Raw genomic sequence first — 23478 nt, 5'->3', positions numbered from 1 at the left:
GGAACAGACTCGCGTTTTGGGGGTCCGACCGGCCTAGGGCATCAAAATAAGCCTGAAAACAGGCCGTTTTTCACTTTTTTGGAAAAAATGGATTTTTCGATTTGACAGCGGCGAATTTATGGGACATATTTACAGTTGAAGTCAGCGAAATGGAAAAATGTCCAATACGAAGGAGGTACCAGCCATGACTACGAATCACCATCCTGTTCGGCGTGGGATTGCTCGCCGTTTCGACGGCACGAGTCGGGGCGGCCAAGGCAGCGGATCGCTTGGGGAGGCTCGATCTGCCCCTGTTGCGGCAACGGCGGGTGTGATACACTGGAAAGGCAAGGGGGAAGCGGCGTCTGTGCCGTATGCCTTTGCGCTCAGGAAGTGGAATCCGAGGGATCATCGGGTTGCGGGATTCATATCAGCCGCGAAAACGGGAGGCTTCATGATGCGGAAAAGCGGCATACTTTTGGCTATTCTCCTCGGGCTGCTCGTATACATGGCTGCGCCGGCGCGTGCGGCGGATCCGAAACAGGTGGATGCGGCGATTCAGCGCGGCGTGGCTTGGATCAAGAAGAAGTATCTCCAGCCCAACGCGGGGCCAAACATCAACATTCCGTTCAATCATGCTCTGGGCGGGACGTGTCTGGCGGGGTTAGCCTTGCTGGAGGCGGGGGTGCCGCCCACAGACCCGGCGGTGCAGAACATCACCCGGATTGTCCGGGAGGCAGCCTATACCCAGGTCCAGACTTACCAGATTTCGCTCTGCCTGATGTATCTCGACCGCTTGGGGGACCCGAACGATGTCCCGTTGATTCAAGCTTTGGCGGCGCGGCTTCTCGTGGGCCAGACCCAAACAGGGGGTTGGGGTTACGGCTGCATCGCGGAGGTGAGCGCGAAAGAAGTGCAGTTTTTGCGAGCCGTGAAGCCAATGGGACAAGCGGGCCGCATGCATCCCGACATCGAACGCTATGCCCAAGTTCTGTTCAGCCGCCGCAATCCGCAGAACAGTGTGGGGGATGACAACTCGAACACACAATTTGCCGTCTTGGCCTTGTGGCTGGCGCGCAAGCACGGCGTGCCGGTGGATACGGCTTTGGACCTGGTGGAGCGGCGCTTCCTGCTCACCCAAACACGCACGGGAGGATGGCCCTATACCGGCCCGGCTGCGGGCGCTTCCGTGGCCATCGTCCAGGAAGGGTCGCCGTCCATGATCTGCGCGGGACTCTTGGGCCTGGCGACGGGCATTGCTCGGCGGCAAGAGCGGAGCCTGAAAGCCACGGAAGAACCCGCTCCGAAGAAGATGCCAGAGAAACCGAAGGAGGGAGCCTCCACCCCGGATGATCCCTTCTTCCAGCCGCCGGACCCTGCCTCTCCGCCACCGCCCAAGAAAACGGCCGAACCCAAAGCGGAAGAGAAGGGGAAGCTGCGGTTGGATGCGCGGGACCGAGCGGCCCAGTTTGCCTTCGCGGCCTTGGGTGCGGTGCTCCACAACTCCGTGCGCCCGGATGGCCGAGGCGGCAGTGCCTTCGTCCTCGGCGGACAGGGTGGAGGGCATGGGCGCAACGATTTCTACTTCCTCTGGTCGCTGGAGCGGGTCGGTGTGATTTACGGCCTCGATGTCATTGCCAACATCGATTGGTACGAAGCGGTTTCCACGACTTTGGTGATGACGCAAGCGGCGGATGGTTCCTGGGAAGTCGGCGGATATGACCCAGAGGTCAATACGGCCTTTGCGATCCTCGTTTTGTGCAAGTCGAACCTGGCGCGGGATTTGTCCGGCAAAGTCCAAAATGACATCAACACAGAAATGCGAGCGGGTCCCGGTCCGTCGGGAAGCGGTACGCCTTCGGGTGTGGGGCGTCCTTCCAAAGCCGCCAGTCCTTCTTACTTGAACAGCGAAGCGGCCACGCTCGCCGCCACTTTGCTGCGGAGTAGTGAGAGCCAGTGGGCGGTCACTCTGCGTAAAATCCGCGACAGCAACGGAAGCGTCAACACGCAAGCTCTGGCACTGGCGGCGGATCGCCTCGAAGGGGTCCGCTTGCTCGATGTGCGGACTGCCCTGGCCGAACGTTTGACCCGCCTGAGTGCGGAGACCTTGCGGGCTTATTCACGAGCCAAGGATTATCCGGAACTCCGCCGAGCAGCAGTCCTCGCCATGGCGATGAAAGATGACAAATCCCACATCCCGGATTTGATCGAGGTGCTACTCGATGAAGAAGAGCTGGTGGTGCGGGCGGCCAAAGCGGGGCTAAAGGCCCTCACCGGACAAGACTTCGGGCCGCCGCCCTTCGCCTCCGCTCACGACAAACGCCTTGCGGTGGAAGCCTGGAAACAGTGGTGGGAATTGCAACGCCAGAAGTGATAGCCTAAGCCCTGCTCCGACGGCTTCCTGCCCCTGACGTCAATGGGGATGAGCGGTCAAGGATTCCTCAAACGCACATGACCGCATTCCCCGCTCTGGGAGTGGTCGAGCCGCCCGTGGAACCGTCTTCGATGATCGGCCACTGCATCGCCTGTGAAGCCGAAGCGTGGGCTTCCCTGATGGAGTCCGACACATAAGCACATTCGATTTCCCAAGTGGAAGTCGTGGAAAACAGGAGAGTGAATCATGAAGCGCCCTTGGATACTGTGCACCTTGTTGTATCTGCTCGGCATGGCGGGGATTATTGGCGGTTCTTCGCCTATGTCAGCCGCGACTCCGCGGGAAGTCGATGCCGCGATTCAAAAGGGAGTCCATTTTCTCAAGCGAAATGTGGGGGGAGGCGGCAGAGGAGGGGAGCGAGAGTTAGGTGAGACGGCTCTGGCCGGCTTGGCGCTCCTGGAATGCGGGGTGCCGGGAGATGATCCCGCCCTCAAAGGAGTCACAGCTCGTATTCGCGAAGCGGCTTTTGCGGAAACACAGACCTATCACCTGGCCCTGTACATCCTCTATCTGGATCGCTTAGGCGATCCGGCAGATGTCCCGATTATCCAGATGCTAGCGGTTCGTTTGTTGGCAGGTCAGAACGCGCAGGGAGGCTGGACGTACACTTGCAGTCACGGCACGGCCGCGATGGAGGCGCAGTTGCGCAGCGCATTGCTGACCGCCGAATTGCGTAGTGGCGATGTTCGTCCCGCAGTGGAAAAGGCGGCATCGGTACGACCCACGTCACCAGCACGAGACCTTAGCCGCCTCCACCCGGCAGTCCAGCGTTATGCCCGGCAACTCCAAGCGGAGTTCCGCCGCGGAGTGGGGTGGGGGGATTTTGGGGATGACAACTCCAACACGCAGTTTGCCATACTCGGACTGTGGGCCGCACGCAAGCATGGCGTGCCGGTGGAGGAAGCATTCGATCTCATCCAGCAGCGGTTTCTCCTCACCCAATGTCACAATGGCGGCTGGCCTTACTCCGGTCGGGGCGTTCCCGGTTCTCCTTCGATGACCTGCGCCGGCTTGCTGGCTTTAGCCACGGCCGTGGGCCGGCGGCAAGAACGCCTGCTCCGCAACGATCCCTCTCCCCTGACTCCCCCTGCCAAGTCTGCCCCCACCCCAGCGAAAGCCGCCGGCTTGAAGAACCAAGACACACGCCTCGACGATCCGTTTTTCCAGCCGCCGCCGGAGTTGCCAAATCCCAAAGGCGTGGACAAGGGCGATCCGTTTTTCCAGCCGCCGCTGCAAGATCAGAAATTAAATCAACCGCACCAGCCACCGGTTCAGAAGCTGCCGGCTGCGAAAGCATTGCCGCCCGTCCAGGAAAGGAAAATGCCCTTCGCAGGAGATCCGTGTGCTCCTGCCATTCAAAGAGGATTGGACAACCTCGCTGCCGTCCTCCAAGGGAATCTCCCCGGCGGCAAAGGCAAACGCATCCGCGATATCCTCGGCGGACGGGACTACTACTTCCTCTGGTCTCTGGAACGTGTGGGCGTAATTTACGGTCTGGAAAAGATCGGACCAGTCGATTGGTATCAGTATGGGACAGATATCCTTCTCCCAGCGCAACACCCCAATGGAAGTTGGGGGAACCGAGTGGATACCGCCTTTGCCCTCTTGTTTCTGGCCCGTTCCAATGTGGTGCGTGATCTGAGCCGGGTCGTTCAGGGAAAAACCCGTGATGCTGAATTGCGTTCCGGGGGATTGCCTCCTTTTTCCCCATTACCTCATGGAGAAAGGCCAATGGGAGGGGAAAACTCCACTTCTGTCCCGGAAGCAAATCAGTCGGTGGCCACTGGAACCGCACCACCTGTTCCCAAACCGCGTACAGAAGAAGTGGGGGGAACGCCTGGCCCTACGGTATCACCCGCCGGTGCCATTACGCCGCCGCCTCAGCTTCCCCCGATTCCCATACCTCGGCCGGAGCCGAAAACGGGCGGGACCGCTGGTTCAATTCAACCGGCGGATGCAATGCCTTTGGTGGAGGAGTTGATGCGGGCCACGGAGGATCAGTGGATTCTCCGCCTGGCCGCGGTCCGGGATGGCAAGGGCAGCGTTTACACCCAAGCATTGCTCATGGCCATCCGCCGAGTAGCAGAGGACAAAGCCGGTGCGGTCCGGCAAGCCCTGGCGGAGCGCTTAGCCCGCATGACGGCAGAAACCTTGCGACAGTATATGAAGGGGGAGGATCCAGAGCTGCGCCGGGCTGCAGTTTTGGCTATGGCCATGAAAGATGATATAACGCTTGTTCCCGATTTGATCACCGCCTTGTTGGATGAGGAAGAGATGGTGGTGCGTGCCGCGCGAGTTGGTTTGAAAAGCTTGACCGGTCAGGATTTTGGCCCTCTGCCTGGTGCCGATCTGCGAGCCAGAAGGGCTGCGGCCCAAGCTTGGCTGGACTGGTTCCGTAAACAGCAGCGTTGAAGGAGATCACGGAATCCCTCAAATTTATCGATTTCACCCAGGGCCATTGGATAGGCACACACACTGAGGGGTTAGGTTAGCGTGACGGGGGTGTTTCCGTCTTGGCAAGCGTCTCCCAAGCGTGATGCAGAAGGATGTCGATGATGGCGGGATGCTGCCCTAAGGGTGGAGCGAGGGCGAAATGAACATGGGGGTAAAGCCGGCGAAGCTGCTGGCAGGCAGCGTTTAAGTCCTCGGCCACATGACGGCCCGGTGACAAAAAATACGGGAGCAGGATGACGACACGGGCATCATGAGCGACACAGGCAGCAGCTCCTTGTTCGATGGTTGGTTCTGCTAACTCCAGATACGCCGGCTGGACGAAATCGAAATGGCCGCGCTGGCGGAGCGATTCGGCAACGTTTTCCAGCTCCGCGTTGGCTTGCGGCCGACGGCTGCCATGAGCGATCAAAAGAATGGCCCGGCGGGACGACGGCATGGAAAAACCTCGTGATCGGGTATTCATAGTCTAGTTATATGACGTCATATGGTCCTCCTGCTGGCGGTTTCCCATGAGCGGTGCATGGATCGGTGCTCGAATCGGTAACTGGTATCTGGAAGAAGAAGTCGCACGAGGAGCACAAGGCCTACTCTACCGTGCCCGGAGTTATCAAGATGATGGCCGCTTGGCTGCTGTGAAAATCTTGGAAAACGTAGTCGCCCGCCAGCCCGACATTCAGCAGACGCTTGCAGCCGATATGCTGCCGTTGCAGCGCCTCGAGCACGCCAACATTGCCCGTTATTACGAAAGCGGTATCAGTGCCGGTGTGGTGTACATCGCATGCGAATGGGTCAACGGTGAGGACTATGGCCGGCGTTTGCGCCAAGGTCCGCGGCCGTGGCAGGAAGTGCTCCAGGTGGCCGTCCAGATGGCCCGCGCCTTGAAACATGCTCACAATCGCAACGTTCTTCATCGAGAACTCAAACCCGCCCATGTGATGAGGACGGAGGAAGGCGTTGTCAAATTGCTCTCCTGCGGTCTAGCCCGCATCTTTCCTCCGCCGGTGGCAATGACGCCTTCGCCCTTGGGAGCCGAATCGTTCCAGCCCCCCGAATTATCCAGCGGCAAGCCGTACAGTCGGCGGAGCGACTTTTATGCCTTTGGGGGTGTGCTCTACGCCCTCTTGACTGGCCGTCCACCCTTTGCCGCAGCGAGTTTGGTCGAACTGACTCACAAACACTGCTACATGCTTCCAGAGCGGCCGGCTATGCTGGTTCCGGACATTCCGCCGGAGTTGGACGAGTTCGTGTGCCTGCTTCTGGAGAAGAATCCCTCGCGCCGCCCAGTGAATGCCATGCAGATACTGGACGAGCTAGAGCGGATTCGCGCGAAACTGGAGCGCCGCGGCCGAAAGATCGATTGGCCTGCCCCTCTGACACCCGACACGGTCGAGACAGTGGCGCTAACCCAGCAGAAAGACGGACAGACCGACTCAGAAATACGCCAGGAACCGCGCCCTCTGCTCCAGCGAGCGTGGGTGGTCATTCCCGCTTTTGTTATCGTCGTGGGGTTACTCTTGTATGCCTTCCTGCGTCCGCGCGTACCTGCTGAGGAACTCTACGAGGCGGCACGACCGCTCATGCAATCTCACCGGCCCGAAGACTGGGAGTACGCTTGGCAACACTATCTCGAACCCCTCAGCCGGTATTATCCTGACCGCTACACGGGAGAGGTTGCGGCATTCCGGCAAAAGCTGCGGGAATATCGGGAACTCCAGCGCTTGATCGCCGAAGCGACCCATTGGCAACCCCGCTCGGAAGCTGAGCGCGCCTATTGGCGAGGGTTGAGGATGGTACAGATGGGAGATGTCGCCGCAGCACGGCGCCTCTGGAATGCCCTGATCGTGGTGTTCGAACCTCAACAATCGGAGCGCGTGTGGGTCGAGTTAGCGCGCACGGGCCTGATGCTCTTAGACCAGTACGACGCTTCGCGGATGGGAACCAGAGAAGCCTCCGCTATTCCCACGCACTTACAGCCCGTTATCGAACGCATCCGGGAATTGCGCCGGGCAGGCCGCACAGCGGATGCCGACCTTGTTCGCCGGAGCCTGGAGGAATTGTATCGAAGCGACCCGGCAATGCTGGAGTTTCTCCAAAAAGCCTCCGAGAATTGATCACCTTCCCATCCGGAAAAGTGCTATACCCTAAAGTAGGTGAAGTTTATCCCCCTCCCCGGTCCACCGCTGGATGAGCGGACTTGGAGGGAAGGGATGAATTGTACGGAAAGATCGTGACTTGAGATTCTGAGAGAGTAGCCATCAACATGCCCACGCCTCCCGCCACGATTGAAGACTACTGTGCCCTGCTAGCCAGGAGCCGTCTGTTGCTAAATGAAGAGGTGGAAGCGGCCTATCAGCGGTTCCAGAAAGAAAGTGAGGCGGAAGGAAAGTCCACGACCGACATTGACCGCTTTCGCCGCTATCTCGTCCGCCAGCGCTTGTTGACCGAATATCAGGCTCATATGATCCAGCGCGGCCGAGCGGAAGGATTTTTCATCGGCGGATACAAGATTCTCGATCGCGTTGGCAAAGGCCATATGGGTGTAGGAGGGGTGTATAAGGCCCTTCATCACCTCGGCCAGATTGTCGCCTTAAAGATTCTACCCGCTTCCAAAGCCTCGGATCCTCACACTCTGGCCCGTTTCCAACGTGAAGCCCGCTTGCTTTTGCAGTTGGATCACCCCAACATCGTCCGGGCTTTTCAGGTGGGTGAAGCCCATGGCGTCCATTACCTGGTGATGGAGTATCTGGAGGGCGAAACCCTCCAGGAAGTGTTGCAGCGCCGCGGTCGGTTGCCTTGGCAGGAAGCTGTGCGCTTGATCCATCAGGCATTCCAGGGATTGCAACATTTGCACGAACGCCACATGGTCCACCGGGACCTCAAGCCCGCCAACCTTATGCTGGTAGATGGCCGCGAGAGTGAAAAGGAAACGGAGGAAAGCCGCCGGGACCATGATGACACGACCTGGGATGCGACTCTGAAGATTCTCGATATCGGCTTAGGCCGCGAACTTTTTGACGAAAACGCTCCGGAAGGACAAATCGAGACGCAGATCACCCAAGAAGGCTCTGTGTTGGGAACCCCTGACTACATGGCCCCGGAACAGGCTCGTGACGCTAGTAGTGCGGATATCCGGGCGGATATCTACAGCTTGGGGTGTGTCCTGTATCACTGCATTACAGGTCAACCTCCTTTTCCAGATAGCAATATCATGGCTCAGATGGTCCGGCATGCGATGGAACCACCTCGGCCTCTGGGGGAGTTTGTTCCCGATATCCCACCGATGTTACAGGCGGTTATGGATACTCTGTTAGCCAAACAACCCGAGAAGCGCTATGCAACCCCCGCGGCTGCCAGTACTGCCTTGCAACCCTTGTTGACTTCGCGCGGTGCTCGGCCTACCCTCGCTCGTCTGACTCCGGCTTACAAAGCCTGGTTGGAAAACGAATCCGCACTGGAACTGGCTCCACCCCCACTAGGTGTCAAAGGTACATCCAGCGATGTCCCGCATCGTTCGTCCGGCATTCGGAAGGCAGCTCCGGATACGGCTCCCAAGCCGATTCTACCTCCAGAGTCTGTTCCCACGGCAATTCCTCCTGGGGGAAATGTCCAGCAGATGGCTGGACTCAGTGCTCCCCCAGGCCTGGCCACTGCAGCTCCTGCTTACCCTTTACCGCAAGCTGTACCGATGCCCCAACCTGGACCAGCAGTTGCGCCTCAGCCTGTGCCCCCATCTCCGCCCATGCTCGAAGTCGATGTGGAATTGGTGACGGGACCAACGGAATTGGCGAATCGCCCGGTGACGGAGGACCGTCCCTTGACCGAGCTGAGCCGCCGGGATTGGATGATGCTTATCGCAGGGTCAGCCTCCGTTTTTTCTGCCACAGCTCTGGGGTTTGTGATCGCCCGACTCTTAAGTCCCAAACCTCCGGAACCGCCGCCGAGCGAATGAGTTTTCACCCTGCTACCGTGGACCCCGCCACAGTCGTAATTCCATGACTCGTGTTATCGCTCGCCATTACGAAACCGCCCAACCCTTAGAACTCGTCGTCGATGGCCAAACCATCGTTACGGTCCGCGAAGTTGCGGCAGGGGTGAGCCTTGCGGACGATTTGCCTTGGCTGGCTCCCGGCTTCTGCGATCCACAGATCAACGGAGCTGTAGGCATCTCATTCCTCTATCCCCATCGGCGGATGACGCAGAGCGGGCCAGTCTCGATGGAACCAGAGGAAGCGTGGGATCGTGTCCTCCAGGCATGCCGCTCACATGGTATTGGCATTTTTCTTCCCACGTTGATCACGGCGAGTTTTGAGACTTTGCAGCAAGCCCTGAGCACATGGGAACGTGTGTGTGAAAGCCATTCCCAATACCGTCAAGTCTGTCCCGGTTATCATTTGGAGGGGCCGTATCTTTCACCCGAAGACGGTCCTCGCGGCGCGCATCCCCGCGCCCATATCCGTAATCCCGATTGGGACGAATTTCAACGCCTTCAAGAAGCGGCTGGCGGTCACATTCGCATGGTCACTTTGGCTCCCGAACGGCCTGGTGCCATCACCATGATCGAGAAACTTGTAGCCGCGGGGATCATCGTGGCCATTGGTCATACTGCTGCCTCGGCGGAAGCGATTCGGGCGGCTGTACGAGCAGGTGCTCGCTTGAGTACGCATTTAGGCAACGGCTGTCATGCTCTTCTGCCGCGCCATGAGAACTACCTCTGGGAACAACTGGCTTGCGACGACCTCTGGGCCAGTATCATCTGCGACGGCTTCCATCTTCCCCCTGCTGTGGTCAAGTGCCTGGTGCGCGGGAAGACTTTGGACCGCCTGCTGCTCACCTGTGATGCGAGCAGCCTAGCAGGACTGCCCCCCGGCCGTTATCGGGAATGGGATACGGATGTGGAAATCAGCCCGGAAGGCCGCATCGGCGTCGCCGGTACGCCCTTTCTGGCGGGAAGCGGCTTGTTCACGGATACCTGTGTCACCAACGTCATCCGTTATGCGGGTTTGACTTTGTCTCAAGCGATTCACCTGGCGGCGCTACAACCGCGCCGGTTGTTGGGACTGCCGCTACCGGAACTAGCCCCAGGCCGGCCAGCCGATTGGCTCACCTTTCGCTGGCATCCCGATGGCGTGATCCAAGATATCCAATGGCTGAATGCGTGTTGTACCTGAATGGCAATCCATGAAACACCTGAATGTATTTCTCGGATAATGTAATGGATTCTATTCTCGTCATTTTTGAATAAAATGTTTATGATCCATAGAGTGGTTCATATTTTTCACGGAGGTAGGTAAGCAGAGGTTCCGTACGCAGCGGCTCGCCCGTTGCTCGCTGGCACAGCTCTTGGGCGCGATAACGTTGTCCATGCCGGTGGATGTGATCAATCAGCCACTCTCGCAAACGCCTAAATTGACCGTTGCGGAAATCACGCATCAGTTCTGCATCGCCCAGTTGTGCCTTGGCCGCTGCCATGAATTGAGCTGCGTAGAGATTGCCCAAGGTATAGGTAGGAAAATAGCCGATTCCCCCGAAACTCCAGTGGATGTCCTGCAAACATCCTTGAGTGTCATCCGGTGGCGTCAATCCCAGATACTGTTGCATCTTCTCGCTCCAGGCTCCTGGCAAGTCCGCGACCTGAAGATTCCCCGTCAGCATCTCCGTTTCCAGTTCAAATCGCAGGACAATATGGAGATTGTAAGTGACCTCATCGGCTTCTACACGGATCAAAGATGGGCGCACTTCATTGATAGCAAAGTAAAATGTCTCCAGTGATATGTCAGCAAGGGCGTGAGGGAATGTCTGTTGCAAGCGCGGGAAGAAATGTTCCCAGAAAGGCCGGCCCCTGCCGACCTGATTCTCCCACAGACGGGACTGGGATTCATGGATGCCCAGAGAACACGCTGTGCCCAGCGGGGTCCCGGCATGCTCTGCAGGAAGATGCATTTCATACAACGCGTGGCCTGTCTCATGAAGTACCCCAAAGAAAGCCTCGCTGAAATAACGCGGATTGTAGCGGGTGGTGATGCGGCAGTCCCCAGGCCCGATGCCGGTGCAAAAAGGATGAGCGGTGACATCCAGGCGCCCTTGGGAGAAGTCAAAACCTAAAGCTGCCGCGGCAGCCTCGGCGAAAATCCGCTGACGCTCGACAGGGTAATCCCGCCGCAGAATACTCGTATCAGGACGGCGAGCACTCTCCGACCAGCGTTGAATTAACGGGGTCAATTCCCGCGTCAAATGAGTGAAGAGCGAGCGAACTTCCTCGGTGGTCATCCCCGGTTCGTATTCATCCAGCAAAGCATCATAGGGATGGCCAGAATAGCCGAGAGCGTGGGCCTCCTCTCTTTTGAGGGAGACGATTCTCTCCAGATGCGGCTGGAATGCCTTATAGCGGTTTTGCGCTTTGGCTTCCTGCCAAACTTGCTGAGCGGCAGTCGTCACCCGCGCCAACTCCTCAACTAAAGCCGCGGGAACACGAATCGCTCGTTCATAACTGCGCCGCCACTCCCGGATATTTGCAGCCTCATCGGATTGTGGGTCCGCTGTCAGTGTCGAGGATTCCACCTGGGCGAGCCATTCTCCTACCTGCGGATCGGCCAGTTTCTGATGAGCCAGCGCCGAGAGATAGGCCATCTGCTCTCCACGCCAGCGTGCACCTTGCGGCGGCATATAGGTCTGTTGATCCCAACTCAGGAGAGCCGCACACGAATGGATGATACCGATTTCCTTCGACCGCCGTACCAGTGCGGCGTAGGCTTCAGTAGGCGTCATGGTGTTATCCTTTCTCGGTGTGTCCTCGAACTCGTGAGCGGCATCGTACTCTGGATTGTACGCAAAGAGGTCTCTGTATTCCTAAGATGTTTCCTCATATCATTTCTGGCCAGCTCTGTTTTTCTCTCTTGTTCCAAGGACAGATAGCGACAGCGAAGGAGAAGGGAGCAGAATATGATGACAATAGGGAGGATGGACACAATATCATGGCATTCGAAAAGGTTGATCTGCCGGACCCCGAAGATACGATCGTCGCGCTCAGTTCCGCTCCAGGAGCGGGGACGCGTGCCATTGTACGCCTCAGCGGCCCCGAGGCACACCATATCACAGCGGCCATTTTCCGGCCAACGGGGAGCGATGGTAGCATTAGCCCTACCCAGGCCGATCGCCGCAGGGTGATTCCCGGTTCTGTCTTTCTCCAAGGCGTTTCCGCGCCGTTACCCGCTTGGCTTTATCGCTTCTTTGCCCCCCGCTCTTATACTGGGCAAGATATGGCGGAAATTCACACCCTGGGGTCCCCACCTCTGGTCGAGCAACTCATCGCGGAGCTTTTGCGCGCAGGCGCCCGAGCAGCCCGGCCTGGAGAGTTCACTTTGCGTGCGTTTCTTGCAGGAAAAAAAGACCTGGCCCAAGCTGAAGCCATCCGTGCCGTCATTGAGGCCGATGATCAGAGCGATCTCCAGCGTGCCCTACAACAACTCGCGGGAGGGTTATCCGGACCGCTTCAGACATTACGCGACGACTTGCTGAACCTGTTGGCGGACCTGGAGGCCAATTTGGATTTCGTGGACGAAGACATCACGTTCCTCACGCCCCAGGAAGCGTTCCAGCGGATTCAAGATGGGATGGATCGCTTGCAGGGATTGTTACAGCAACTTCAAGGACGGCAGGTCGCGGGCCGGCTCCCCCGGATCGTTCTGGTGGGTCCTCCCAATGCGGGCAAGAGCAGTCTCTTCAATGCTCTCAGCGGTGCCCAAGCATTGGTGAGTCCTATGCCGGGTACGACCCGCGATTACCTGACGCACTGCTGCAACCTTGAGGGAGTCCGTGTCGAACTCGTCGATACAGCGGGTTGGCAACCGGCGGGGGACGGCATCGAAGAACAAGCGCAGCATCTGGCCCGTCAAGCGGCAGAACACGCAGATGTCATTCTCTGGTGTGATGAGAAGGGCGCCTTTCTTCCTCCGGATCACCCCCAATCGCCCGAAGCCTGGAGTTCGGCCATTGTCGTGCGGGTACGCACCAAAGCGGACTTGCCGACTGATACCCATCCAAGTCTGACCGCGGGCGCTTGGCCAGCGGATGTGGCCTGTTCCGTATTATCAGCGGAGGGATTGGGCCCGCTCCGCTTGCTCTTGCGCGAGAAGCTGGCCACGCGGCCTCCGTCTTCCCTGGCTCCGGGATCCAGCCGGTGTCAACATCACTTGGAAGCGGCTGTCCGGCACTTGCAAGCGGCGGCGGAACAGATTGTTGCTCAGGAACCGTTGGAATTTCCAGCGGCTGCTCTGCGCGCGGCCCTGCATCAGTTGGGTGAACTCACTGGGGTCGTCTATACCAACGAGCTGCTCGATCGCATATTCTCGCGGTTTTGCATCGGCAAGTAATTCCAAGGCGGGATAACCACCGCGGAAATGAACAACCTAGCTACTCCGTGCACTTCGGCTTTTCAGAAAGCGCAGAAACTGGTATGAACCGCTAGCGAACTCGTTGGAAGAGTACCCTCTTCGGGTAAAATTGGACAGGGTGTTTCACTCGCCTGCTGAGGATTGACCGTGTATCGCTTGCTCCTGTGTCTTCGCTATCTCCAGACGCGTTATCTGGCTTTCATTTGTATTGTGAGCATGATGCTGGGGGTGGCAACTCTCATCGTCGTCAATTCCGTGATGAGTGGTTTCAGTACCAAGTTGAAAGATCGACTTCACGGCATACTTTCCGATGTCATCATCGATACGACACGTATGGATGGATTTGTGAAATATGATGCTGTAGGTTATCCATTATTTGATGCGGATGGCCGAACGATACCGCTCACGCCAGATGAGATGATGAGTCTGATTCGCTCCAGTGCTGTGGCCTCTCACATCGAGGCGATGACTCCCACCATAGAAGTCTTTGCCATTTTGCGCTTCCGCTTTGGGATGGAAGAGCAAACAAAGCCGGTCCGTCTTATCGGTATCGATCCCGTGGGGCGGGCAGCGGTAGGCGGCTTTCGCGAGTACTTGGTACGGCAGAAAGGTGCGGAAAAACCCAGCTTCGACCTGTCCCCCGAAGCCCGCGAGCGGCACGAGCAACTGCGGCGCCATTCTCGCCTGTTCTCTCCTCCCTCCGGGGATGCCGCTTCGCCCGTCTTGTCCCCAGTGGGGGAAACGATCCCTCCACCGGACCCGCAGATGATGACCCAAGGCATGCCGCAGCCGCAATTGCATGGCTTGATCGCAGGGTACACGCTGGCCCATTTCCGCTACCGGGATGATCAGGGAAAAGTCATCGAGGAACCACTCCTCAGACCTGGTGATGATGTCACTGTGATAACCATCGGTGGCCGAGACATCAAACCTGTCTGGGGAACATTCATTATTACAGATTATTTGAAAACGGAAATGAGTGAATACGATCAGACATTTGTGTTTGTTCCATTGGAGCAATTGCAATCCATAAGGGGTATGGAAAATCGCTGTACATCATTGCAGATTAAATTGAAGGATTACGAAGGCTCGAAAGCCTTAGTTGTCCACGAATTGCGGCGTATCTTTACCCATCCTGAAGTCCGGGTCGCCACTTGGGAAGAACACCAGGGACCGCTTCTGGCGGCTATCGACATCGAACGAGGCATCCTCAACCTCTTGCTCTTCATGATCGTCGGTGTTGCGGGATTCAGTATTCTTGCTATCTTCACCATGATTGTCTCTGAAAAATATCGCGATATTGGAATACTCAAATCTTTGGGAGCAAGTCATCGTGGAGTTATGAGTATATTCCTAGGTTACGGATTACTCTTAGGAATTGTTGGTTGTATATTGGGTACAGTACTAGGATTGTGGATAACATCGAATATCAATGAAATTGAGGTTTTCCTCACACGCATGAGTGGGCGAGCACTCTTCCCGCGAGATGTGTACTACTTCAAGGAGATACCTACCAACGTCGAACCATTCGCTGTTGTATTGGTCAACCTGGGTGCCATTGGAATCGCAGTGTTATTCAGTCTGCTTCCGGCCTGGCGGGCGGCACGACTGCATCCCGTGCAAGCGCTGCGGTTTGAATGATACCGCCAGCGTTTTCCGGAACACGAGCGTTTGACCTAGGGTGGAGCCGATGACTCCTTGAGCTGATGAAAAGGATACGCTATGCTGATCGCAGAAAATCTCCACAAATCCTACCGCCGTCATTCCCTCACGATACCCGTGCTCAAGAATTTGAACCTTGAGGTTAAACATGGTGAATTCATCAGTATTGTTGGAGCATCGGGGTCCGGTAAGAGCACACTCTTACATTTGTTAGGTACCCTGGATGTTCCGGATCAGGGTCGAATTGTACTCGAAGGAAAACGTATCGATAATCTTCCACCAAAAGAACGAGATTTATTACGCAATTGTACGTTTGGTTATATTTTCCAATTTTATCACTTGCTGCCGGAATTGAATGCTTTGGATAATGTGCTCATGCCTGCTTACATTGCCCATACTGTATGGGGTTGGTGGAAGTCGCGGAGTCGGTGGCGCTCCCGAGCGATCGATTTGCTGCGCCGAGTGGGTTTGGAACACCGCATGTTTCACCGTCCGCGAGAATTGTCCGGCGGAGAGATGCAGCGGGCGGCGGTCGCTCGCGCTCTGCTGATGCAACCCCGCGTGCTTTTAGCAGATGAACCCACGGGGAATTTGGATGCCGCCACGGGGGCGGAGATTGTCCAACTTTTACGGGAACTGAATCGAAACGAAGGAGTGACCATCGTTATGGTCACCCACAATATGGAAATTGCTGCTCTGACAGATCGCGTTCTGCGGATGAATCAGGGCACGCTCCACGAAGAATCCTTTCCCGGTGTGTTCGGCGAGTTCCGTTCCTGCCTCTCCGCTTCACCGATCTCCTGAGCTTGCAGGTGCAGTGCAGGTCTCATTAGGAATCAAGTGACCGGATAAGGTTCGGGAAGTGTGAGTCATATCGCCAATGCGGGTCTAAACTCCTGATATGCTAAGTTGACAGTTTCCCCAGAGTTTACTCAGTGGGTGATCAGTGGAGGCGGCGGGAATTGAACCCGCGTCCCGGTGCGTGTCCATGACGGCATCTACGTGTGTAGTTCGTCTTTTTTCGGAAGGCTGTCCGTAAGGCTTCCCTCCGTGTTCGCTCCCTCGTGCTCCGACGAACAGGATCACAAGGTCGCTAGCGGGCAGAGAATCTAGCGATCGTCGCCCCCGCGGCGGACTGGTGATTGGACCAGTCCTCAGACGATCGCGAGCCTGAATTGCCAGCCGCTATTTACTCCCTCAGGCGAGGAGCAAAGGCGGTCGCGGGCTGCATTAAGCCGCGAGAGAAACCTGCGGTTCGGCAGGTTGGTGCGATCAGCTTTTTACGTGGCCTGCTGATCAACCACGACACGCAGCCGATCACTTTCAGCGCCCGGTCGAAACCTTTCGCCCCCGAGCTTGGGCGTCACTCTTTTAGAGTGCTGCTCTCATTATATCGGTTCGCAGGGCGAACCAAATTATTTTCATTTTGAGTGGCGAGAGCTAACTAAGCACAAGGGCACGTTTGGCGCGCCAATTGTCGGATTTGCTCTTGAGGAAGTTGCTGGGTGCGAATCCAGGATGAACGTGAGAGGAATCGCAAAGGCTCCTGATGCGATGTGGCCAAGTAAAATTCGCCAGTTTTCAGGCTGGACAGGTGATCGGCGGCCTGTTTGTCCCGGCTGGCTTCCAGTAAAGTGCGGACTTTTTGCAATGCTCGTTCTTGCGTGATCCGTCCGAGAAACCAAGTGGTGATATTTTCCCGGCAACGGTAGTCGAAATCTCCAGGTGTTTGAGTGGCTAACAACAAGCCCAAGCCAGCGGAGCGAGCACGCCGCAAGAGGTGCTCCAAAGGTTCCTTCGTGGCTGGAGGACGCCCCTGGGCCGGTAAGTATTTATCAGCCTCATCCAAAAGCAGGACAGCCTGCAACTGAGAACTGGGATGAAAGGTACACCAACGGCCCAGGGCAATCAGGAATTGGGCCATCCAAAAATCCCGGGAAATATCGTCGGGCAGGAATTGAGTGCAGATGATGGTCAGACGGACTTGGCCGTTTGGGGAAGGCGAACGCGGTCTGAGTAAGGTTTCGATATCTAGTTGGCTCGGCCCACTGAAGAGTTTCTCATAACGCACCCAAAAGGTTTGTAGGCGTTCGGCTAGATTATCGTAGTGTGACTCACGATAAGTTCCTTCTACGGAGGAGATCAAATCATCGTCCTTGCTCGCGATCAATTCTCGTAGCAGGGGGATAGTTATGTCGCGTTGGTGACGTGCAAGAAGTAGTTCCAAGGCCTTGATGAGGATGGCCGATTTAGCCTGCTCGTTAGCGGAGTCGCCTAGCTTCATCATCTTGCTGAGGGCAGCGGCTGTAAATCGTACTAAGCTCTCTCGGTCAAGAGAATTGTCTGTCGAGTGACCGAAGGGCACGAGAGGTAAAGCTAGATGGCAGCCGTTGATATCACCGGGGGTATAAAGGGTGATTTGCAAGCGTTGCCGCAAATCCTCTCGCATTCTCGCATCACTGCTGTTCTCTAGCGGCTCTTGCCACGCTTGGGGGTCAGCATAGCGACTCAGGTCCCCCTTGCGATCGACCAGAATCGCCGGGATACCGCGAGCCAACAATTGCTCGATCAAATTCAGAGCGGCGGTGGTTTTCCCGCTTCCCGTGCCTCCGAGGAAGGCTGTATGTTGGGTGAGAACCTCGATGGGGAGCGTAACGTCCGATGCAGAAACAGCGGGGATTCGTGTGCCTAAGGTCAGGGTGTTGGAGGAGGGCGGAGGGGGAGGCGGTGGTGGTGGAGGAGGGGGAGGGGGTGGAATCATACCTTCGAGGTTGAGTAATTCCTGGAAAAAAGAGAGTTGGGTTAAGGGACGAAATTGCCGCCGCCAACGCGCGAAGGCTGGGTGTTGGCAAGATTGTGTGGCAAACTGTTCAAAGGCTAACATGTGACGCAGTTCGCTGTCGTGCAAACGTAGGCGGCGGCCATTTTGCCTGAGCAAGGTCGCCATGAGCTTGAGCGATTCACCTGATTTTGGGAACTCTAAGGTTCGCACAATGGCGACGGGTCTTCCATTCGCCCGCTGCTGCACATGTTCTAATTGCCGGAGCAAGCCACCACCTTGCGCTCTTGCGTTACACACAGCGACTAAGAGTTGATCCTTCCGATTGGCGAATTGGACTTCTAGCTCAATACAGTTGTGATCGGCTTTAGGCTGGCTGAAGTGGACGCCATTCGGCATTTCCGCCGAACAAAGGGCTATCATGCGGGCGAGCAACTGCGCGAGTTCTCTTTCGTTATCCGGTATTCCTTGCTCCGGGCTGAAATTTGCTAGGAAGTTGTTCCAATTTTCTTGGGGAACGGCTGTTCCATTTCCATTATCTGGAGGACCATTTTTGTCGATAACTTGCACCAGTGAGACGAATTGTCCGGTCCTGCGGCATTCCTCCTGATGTCTACGCAGAAGATCGAGGATGTCGCGAGTCCTCATCTGAGCCAAGCGTTCCAATTCGTCTGACCTAAGTGGGTACAAACAATCAGGCGGAGTAGACAAATCTCTCTCCTGATAAAGATATTCCAAGCGACGTTCAATGATTTTGCGGATTTCCTCGATACTACGTAAGCTTATTAAACGCATAGGAGGGTATGGGTTCTCTAGGCGATCGATTTTTGATCTTATGAGATGTTGTTTATTAGCATGATAATAGTCTTCTAAGCAAGCTAGAACTATGATTAAGTTAGAGGCTTGGTCAGTGAGAGCTGCAACTGTGTCCACCAATCGGCGAAATTGTTCGACTGGTTGTTCAAGATTTTGCAAATCTTCCAGTTGATCAATCAAGAAAATGAGGGGCACATCTTGGATCGCTCCAATCAATTGAGCCACGGCGCAGAGCATCCGCATAGGGTCAGCTTCATCGGTACGTGGGACAGCCTGACCTATCCAATGACGGTCAAAGTCGGTGAGGTTTTGGCAACGCAACCACATTACGGCACGCTTGTGAATTCGGTGATCCTCTCGGTACAGATGCAGAAAGATACGGATAAGTTCCAAATCGCAAGTGTGGAAGCGGTCTAAAGCTGTGAGACGATCCGCATATTGATTAATCGTTTGGGACAGATCTCCCTCTTCCTCACAAAGTTTGCGGCGATCATCTTCTGTAATACTAGGAATTTGTGCTACCAAGCGTCTGCTGAGATAATCTAAGGATGTGGTAGAATCTTCACCAGTGGGATTGTATGCCCTATCTAGGCTATCAATAAGAGAGTTAAGTAAATATCTGGCGTAGTTGCTAATTTGGGATGCCATTTGCATATAAGCACAATAACCAATTTGCCGGGTATGGACGTAGTTGCGGAAGGCACGCATGAGGTGGGTCTTACCACTGCCAGACTCGCCGAGTAATACGAGAATGCCTCCGCGACTTAGGTTGCTCCGGCGCTGTATTACGCGGTCCACAAGTTGAGCAAATCGTTCTCGTGCCTCTTGGTGGATGGCTTCCACATCGAAGGGATCATATCTCCAGACTTCTACGGGAGTTGTTATAGAACCGAAGATTTCTGGAGCAGACGGGTCACAATATGCCTGCAACCAAGGGTCTGATTTTTGCGGAGGTGTCATAAGTGCCACTGACATAATTTATCTCCTCCGTGTGTGCAACTCCTGCAAAAGCACGAAGTGGAATTGAGCATTGAGGTAATGCGTCTCGGATTGAGACAGCAGTACAGGGTTCATAGCCTGAACCAAGTCAGCTCGACTCAATTGCAAGAAACCTCGGAGATTAGATTCAACCAGATGTTGCTTGAATGTCTCCAAACTCATGCGGGGAAAAGTGGGGTCCGCTTGAGTGGATTCCCAAACACAAGAGATGTAGGCTTTGTTAGGGCCGAAGCGTTTCTCGTGGGGTAAAGAAGCGGCGTGGCGGAGGACGGCCTGAGCAAACTGTTGCATGTCGATGGATGTCATCTTGGCATCGGCCTGTGAACTCGAAGGTGGAGTATGTTGCAGCGCATTGAAAACGAAGGGTCTTGCGGGGCTTGACCAGTTCTTTTGGCTAACGCGATCTTGCTCCCAATGGCGAATGAGGGCTGGCAGGAGGTATTTGCTCATTAGTCGGGTCCAATTGCAGCGCGGAGGTAGGGCTTTGAGACCGAGGAATTTCAGGGCCCGTCGCCGGCCTGTATCCGTCAAACGGTATGCCATACGAGGCGTACGAAGCAGATCGCCGCCTTTGACGAGCTGGTCCCGGATGGGGTTCAATGTATTCTCGCTTACCGTCCAACCCAAAAGGGTGCTGAGCGATTCGCGCACCTCTTTGGGAGTTGGCGGTTTCCCAACTGGCAGGAGCATACGAACGAGAAGCAATTCAGCCACTAGCCACTGCCGGAATTCATCGCATTGTACTTCCATTGTGTTTCAACTCCTGGTTGAAAGTGCTGCCAAGCGTCCAAAATTCTATCACGAACTTGTTCCAATTGACAGAGTACATCCTCTGCCAAAAATCGCAAAACAACATACCCATGTTTCTGGAGCAAATAATCTTTGCTGCGATCGCGGCGATAGGCGTCCGGATCACGGAAGTGATAGTATCCATCGATTTCGATCACGAGACGTCGGGAGCGCGCAAGCAAATCGACTTCCATAGGACGATGACCAAACGAGAAATCCAGGGTGGCGTTAAGCTCCCAGCGTCCAGCCGTTTCAGGTACAAGCTGCAAGAAGTCAAAAAGGAACCGTTCGGCCGCGCTACGTGCTAATTCGGGAGCGGTATTAGTTCGCGTAGCATGAACCAATTGAGCGGCGGCTTCCAGGACGCCTTCATCTGCCCCGTGCTCTGCCAAAACTTGGGCGACAGGGTGAGGCGCGTTACTCCATCCTGCTGCGATGAGTCTTTGGAGAATCTCATGAGATGAAAAATGGGGACATTCAACGGCTCCTTCCCGCAACAGGGCCTTGGACCGGCTCTCTGGGGTATGCATCAGGTAACTTTGCCATACAGGTGGTGGCACGATGACTGCCAAGGCAATTTGTGGTACTTGGAAGGCCCATTGGGTAAGGCCAGGGGCTATATTGACAAGCCAAGCTACATCCACGGCCACATCGGGTTGGAGTAAAAGCACAGGCCCAGATTCAGCCGGGTATAGGGGGCGCAGAATGGAATCTAGATCCGCTAGAGCGGCGAGAGGATCGGCATAGGATTCGAGAAGCCTTACGGCTAAGTCATGAGGGGATAGGGTATCTCCACTGGCAGCGAGGTCGCACAAGGTCCGTAATGCAGGTGTCACCGGTTGCTTATAGACGGATTGCCAGAATTGCTCCCGTTCACCCTGGGTCTTGCGGAACCATTCGCAACGGAATGCGTTTGCATCTTGACCCAATTCATGAGCCAGGCGTGTCACCGCAAGCCGGGTTAAATCCTCCTGGGAGCATAGAGTTGCTAGCCAGCGTTGCTCCGCCCCGCAGAGGGTGGAGACGGACACGACCTGCCGGTTTTTACCTTGCGCCCAGCGGTGCCAGAGCTGCCCGCCCTTGCCGATTGGTGCTATCAGCACGGACACCGTAGGCGTGCCGTAACGCCGGCGTATATCATGCCGATCTAGAGCCTGATCTACAGACACGGCTGTGTCACCCCATCGGCGGGGTATGTCGAAACTTCCATCCGCCAGACAGCATACTTCCATCCATTATTGTGCTCTTGTAGTTCTGGCGTTGTGAAGCTCCATAGGGCGGGGAACGAAGAAGAGTAGGGGAGGGCAACAGGCGGGGTCTGTTTTGCTTTAGTGATCAGGGACCGGAGGAGGTTGTGGGTGTGGGGGCAGAGGTGGAGGTGGATGAGGCGCTGAGTCCGGGGGTGTTGGTGTGTTGGGTCGATGAGGCCATCGGGACATATCGCCAGAGAATGGCCAGAAGAATGAGTCCGCCGCCGAAAAGCATGGGGAGGGTGGGAGTGTCCGTTTCCGGTGTGAGCAGGTAAGCCCAGAGTGGGCTGAAGACGGGTTCCAACAATCCGATGAGGGCGGCCTCCGCAGCAGGAATGGTTCGCAGGCCGCGCGTGAACAGATAGTAAGGTAAAGCCATTTGCAGTAGGCCGAAGGCAATGAGTACGCGCAATTGAGGGGGCGTAGGAGTCGTGACCCAGGTGTAAAATCCGGCAACCCCATCGCGGAGAAGGACAAAGGCAGCTAGCATGCCAGCAGTTCCCAGGAGGTTGAGGGTGACCAACCAGGTGGTGGCATATCCTCGCAGAGCGCGCAGGAACAGGATGACTCCGGCATAAGCGCAGCCACTGCCCAGACCCATCAGGAGAACGCTGGCGGAATGTTGGCTTTGTTCCGGGGGAAGGTCGCTAGGCCAGCCTCCGGCCACGATGATCCCTGCACCCACAGCACTCAAGCAAACCGCCTGCCACCCCCGCCGGCTGGGCCGTTCCCCCAACAGCCAAATGGAACAGACATAAACCCACATCGGAGCGGTATTTTGCAGAAAAATGGCGTTGGCGGCTGCCCCCAGACCCAAGGCGGATAGATACAAGCCGCTCATGATGGTAAACGTGGCCACCATGCCCAGCATAGCCGGATGGAAGCGCATTTGTTCCCGGCGAAGCAAAAGGAGCATGAGCAGACCGCCGAAAAACCCCCGGAAGAAAGCGATTTGCAGAGGGGTGAGTCGCGGCTCTTCTAGGCCGAGTCCGAGCGGAGCGCTGAGCAGCCGCATGAACAGGCTGCTAATACTCCAAAGGAGAGCAGCCGCAATCAGACAGACACGGGCGACCCAAACCGACGGTTCCGTGGACACGAACCGCTTCCTTTCTCGTACCCCTGCGGCGCAATGGGATTCCTTCCACCGCTCCCAAACCGGACGCGGCTGGAGTAACGTTATCGGAAAAAGTATTCTCCTCGGCTATGCAGAACGTCTCTCTCGTCTCACTAAGCTGGGCGTCTCTTGCGGATCATCAGGGATTGCCTTCCGTGCGGCTCCTCCCTTACACTGCCTGAGTGGCTCTACTGCTTAGGCGGCGCCCGATTCAGGAGTGCTGGGACATGTTGACCCCTTCCCAGACGTTGCGGGATTACATGATGATACCTCCCGGCACCGGTGAGCCGGCTGTGGTTCATGTTATTGTGGAAATCCCTAAAGGACGGCGCAACAAGTATGAACTGGACAAACACACCGGCCTGATCAAATTGGACCGCTACCTTTACAGCTCCGCGGTTTACCCCGGCGACTACGGCTTCATTCCGCAAACCCTGGCCGAGGATGGCGATCCACTCGACATTCTCGTGATGGTCAATGAACCCACTTTTTCCGGCTGCTTGATCGAGGCTCGTGTGGTGGGCATTTTTCGTATGCGTGACAAAGGCCAAAATGATTACAAAATCCTCGGCGTTCCCCACAAAGACCCGCTCTTCAGCCACATCCGCAAGCTAGAGCACGTTCCGCCGCATTTCATTCGGGAAGTCGAGTTCTTCTTCACGACTTATAAGCAACTGGAAGGAGTGACGACGGAACCACTAGGCTGGGCTTCCCACGAGGAGGGGACGGCGGAAGTCCGGGCTTCGGTCGAACGGTTCCGCGCTTCCTTGGGGAGCGTCAAAGACTGAGCCATTGGTTCCATTGGTTGTGGG

15 protein-coding genes and 1 other RNA gene are annotated in these 23478 nt (G+C 56.2%); 9 read left to right on the top strand and 7 right to left on the bottom strand.

Annotation, left to right across the window (positions count from 1 at the left end):
* Positions 1–433: 433 nt before the first annotated feature.
* Positions 434–2353 (top strand): hypothetical protein, encoded by a 1920-nt coding sequence (locus H0921_RS03380; protein ID WP_194536583.1) that lies wholly within the window; start codon positions 434–436, stop codon positions 2351–2353.
* Between the two features lie 246 nt (positions 2354–2599).
* On the top strand, positions 2600–4825 hold the full coding sequence (locus H0921_RS03375; protein WP_194536582.1) for a HEAT repeat domain-containing protein: 2226 nt from the start codon (positions 2600–2602) through the stop codon (positions 4823–4825).
* A 76-nt stretch (positions 4826–4901) separates the two neighbouring features.
* Here H0921_RS03375 and H0921_RS03370 read toward each other — a convergent pair whose 3' ends face one another.
* On the bottom strand, positions 4902–5303 hold the full coding sequence (locus H0921_RS03370; RefSeq protein WP_194536581.1) for a sirohydrochlorin chelatase: 402 nt from the start codon (positions 5301–5303) through the stop codon (positions 4902–4904).
* A gap of 73 nt (positions 5304–5376) precedes the next feature.
* On the opposite strand from H0921_RS03370, the gene H0921_RS03365 reads away from it, so the two are divergent.
* The 3 genes from H0921_RS03365 to H0921_RS03355 all read left to right on the top strand — a co-directional run bounded on the left by H0921_RS03365 (position 5377) and on the right by H0921_RS03355 (position 10035).
* Positions 5377–6978 (top strand): serine/threonine protein kinase, encoded by a 1602-nt coding sequence (locus H0921_RS03365; RefSeq protein ID WP_194536580.1) that lies wholly within the window; start codon positions 5377–5379, stop codon positions 6976–6978.
* A gap of 149 nt (positions 6979–7127) precedes the next feature.
* Complete coding sequence (locus H0921_RS03360; protein ID WP_194536579.1) at positions 7128–8816, top strand: serine/threonine-protein kinase; 1689 nt, start codon at positions 7128–7130, stop codon at positions 8814–8816.
* Positions 8817–8859: 43 nt separating this feature from the next.
* On the top strand, positions 8860–10035 hold the full coding sequence (locus tag H0921_RS03355) for an N-acetylglucosamine-6-phosphate deacetylase (protein WP_194536578.1): 1176 nt from the start codon (positions 8860–8862) through the stop codon (positions 10033–10035).
* A gap of 79 nt (positions 10036–10114) precedes the next feature.
* On the opposite strand, the gene H0921_RS03350 is transcribed toward H0921_RS03355, so the two are convergent.
* A complete protein-coding gene (locus H0921_RS03350) occupies positions 10115–11632 on the bottom strand; it encodes a carboxypeptidase M32 (protein WP_194536577.1) in 1518 nt (505 codons plus the stop codon).
* A 206-nt stretch (positions 11633–11838) separates the two neighbouring features.
* On the opposite strand from H0921_RS03350, the gene H0921_RS03345 reads away from it, so the two are divergent.
* The 3 genes from H0921_RS03345 to H0921_RS03335 all read left to right on the top strand — a co-directional run bounded on the left by H0921_RS03345 (position 11839) and on the right by H0921_RS03335 (position 15723).
* Positions 11839–13236 carry a tRNA modification GTPase gene (locus H0921_RS03345; protein WP_194536576.1) on the top strand — a complete coding sequence of 466 codons (1398 nt, stop codon included), beginning with the start codon at positions 11839–11841 and terminating at the stop codon, positions 13234–13236.
* Between the two features lie 168 nt (positions 13237–13404).
* Complete coding sequence (locus tag H0921_RS03340; protein WP_194536575.1) at positions 13405–14898, top strand: ABC transporter permease; 1494 nt, start codon at positions 13405–13407, stop codon at positions 14896–14898.
* 81 nt (positions 14899–14979) lie between these two features.
* Positions 14980–15723 carry an ABC transporter ATP-binding protein gene (locus H0921_RS03335; RefSeq protein ID WP_194536574.1) on the top strand — a complete coding sequence of 248 codons (744 nt, stop codon included), beginning with the start codon at positions 14980–14982 and terminating at the stop codon, positions 15721–15723.
* 140 nt (positions 15724–15863) lie between these two features.
* Here the strand turns inward: H0921_RS03335 and ssrA are convergent.
* The 5 genes from ssrA to H0921_RS03310 all read right to left on the bottom strand — a co-directional run bounded on the left by ssrA (position 15864) and on the right by H0921_RS03310 (position 22648).
* Positions 15864–16271: a transfer-messenger RNA gene (gene ssrA / locus H0921_RS03330) on the bottom strand.
* 92 nt (positions 16272–16363) lie between these two features.
* Positions 16364–19489 carry a helicase HerA-like domain-containing protein gene (locus H0921_RS03325; protein ID WP_194536573.1) on the bottom strand — a complete coding sequence of 1042 codons (3126 nt, stop codon included), beginning with the start codon at positions 19487–19489 and terminating at the stop codon, positions 16364–16366.
* A gap of 3 nt (positions 19490–19492) precedes the next feature.
* Positions 19493–20263, bottom strand: coding sequence for a hypothetical protein (locus tag H0921_RS03320; protein WP_194536572.1), 771 nt, complete (start codon positions 20261–20263; stop codon positions 19493–19495).
* Positions 20227–21471, bottom strand: a complete 1245-nt coding sequence (locus tag H0921_RS18295) for an endonuclease domain-containing protein (protein WP_194536571.1) — start codon at positions 21469–21471, stop codon at positions 20227–20229. Before H0921_RS18295 ends, H0921_RS03320 begins: the two co-directional genes overlap by 37 nt.
* 166 nt (positions 21472–21637) lie before the next feature.
* Positions 21638–22648, bottom strand: coding sequence for a DMT family transporter (locus tag H0921_RS03310; protein WP_194536570.1), 1011 nt, complete (start codon positions 22646–22648; stop codon positions 21638–21640).
* Positions 22649–22893: 245 nt separating this feature from the next.
* Here H0921_RS03310 and H0921_RS03305 point away from each other — a divergent pair, with 245 nt between their 5' ends.
* Positions 22894–23454, top strand: coding sequence for an inorganic diphosphatase (locus tag H0921_RS03305; RefSeq protein WP_194536569.1), 561 nt, complete (start codon positions 22894–22896; stop codon positions 23452–23454).
* Positions 23455–23478 lie beyond the last annotated feature (24 nt).

Source organism: Thermogemmata fonticola (genome assembly GCF_013694095.1).
Classification (GTDB): domain Bacteria; phylum Planctomycetota; class Planctomycetia; order Gemmatales; family Gemmataceae; genus Thermogemmata; species Thermogemmata fonticola.
The sequence above is the reverse complement of the archived record's forward strand: the minus strand, read 5'-3'. Positions and strand labels throughout refer to the sequence as shown.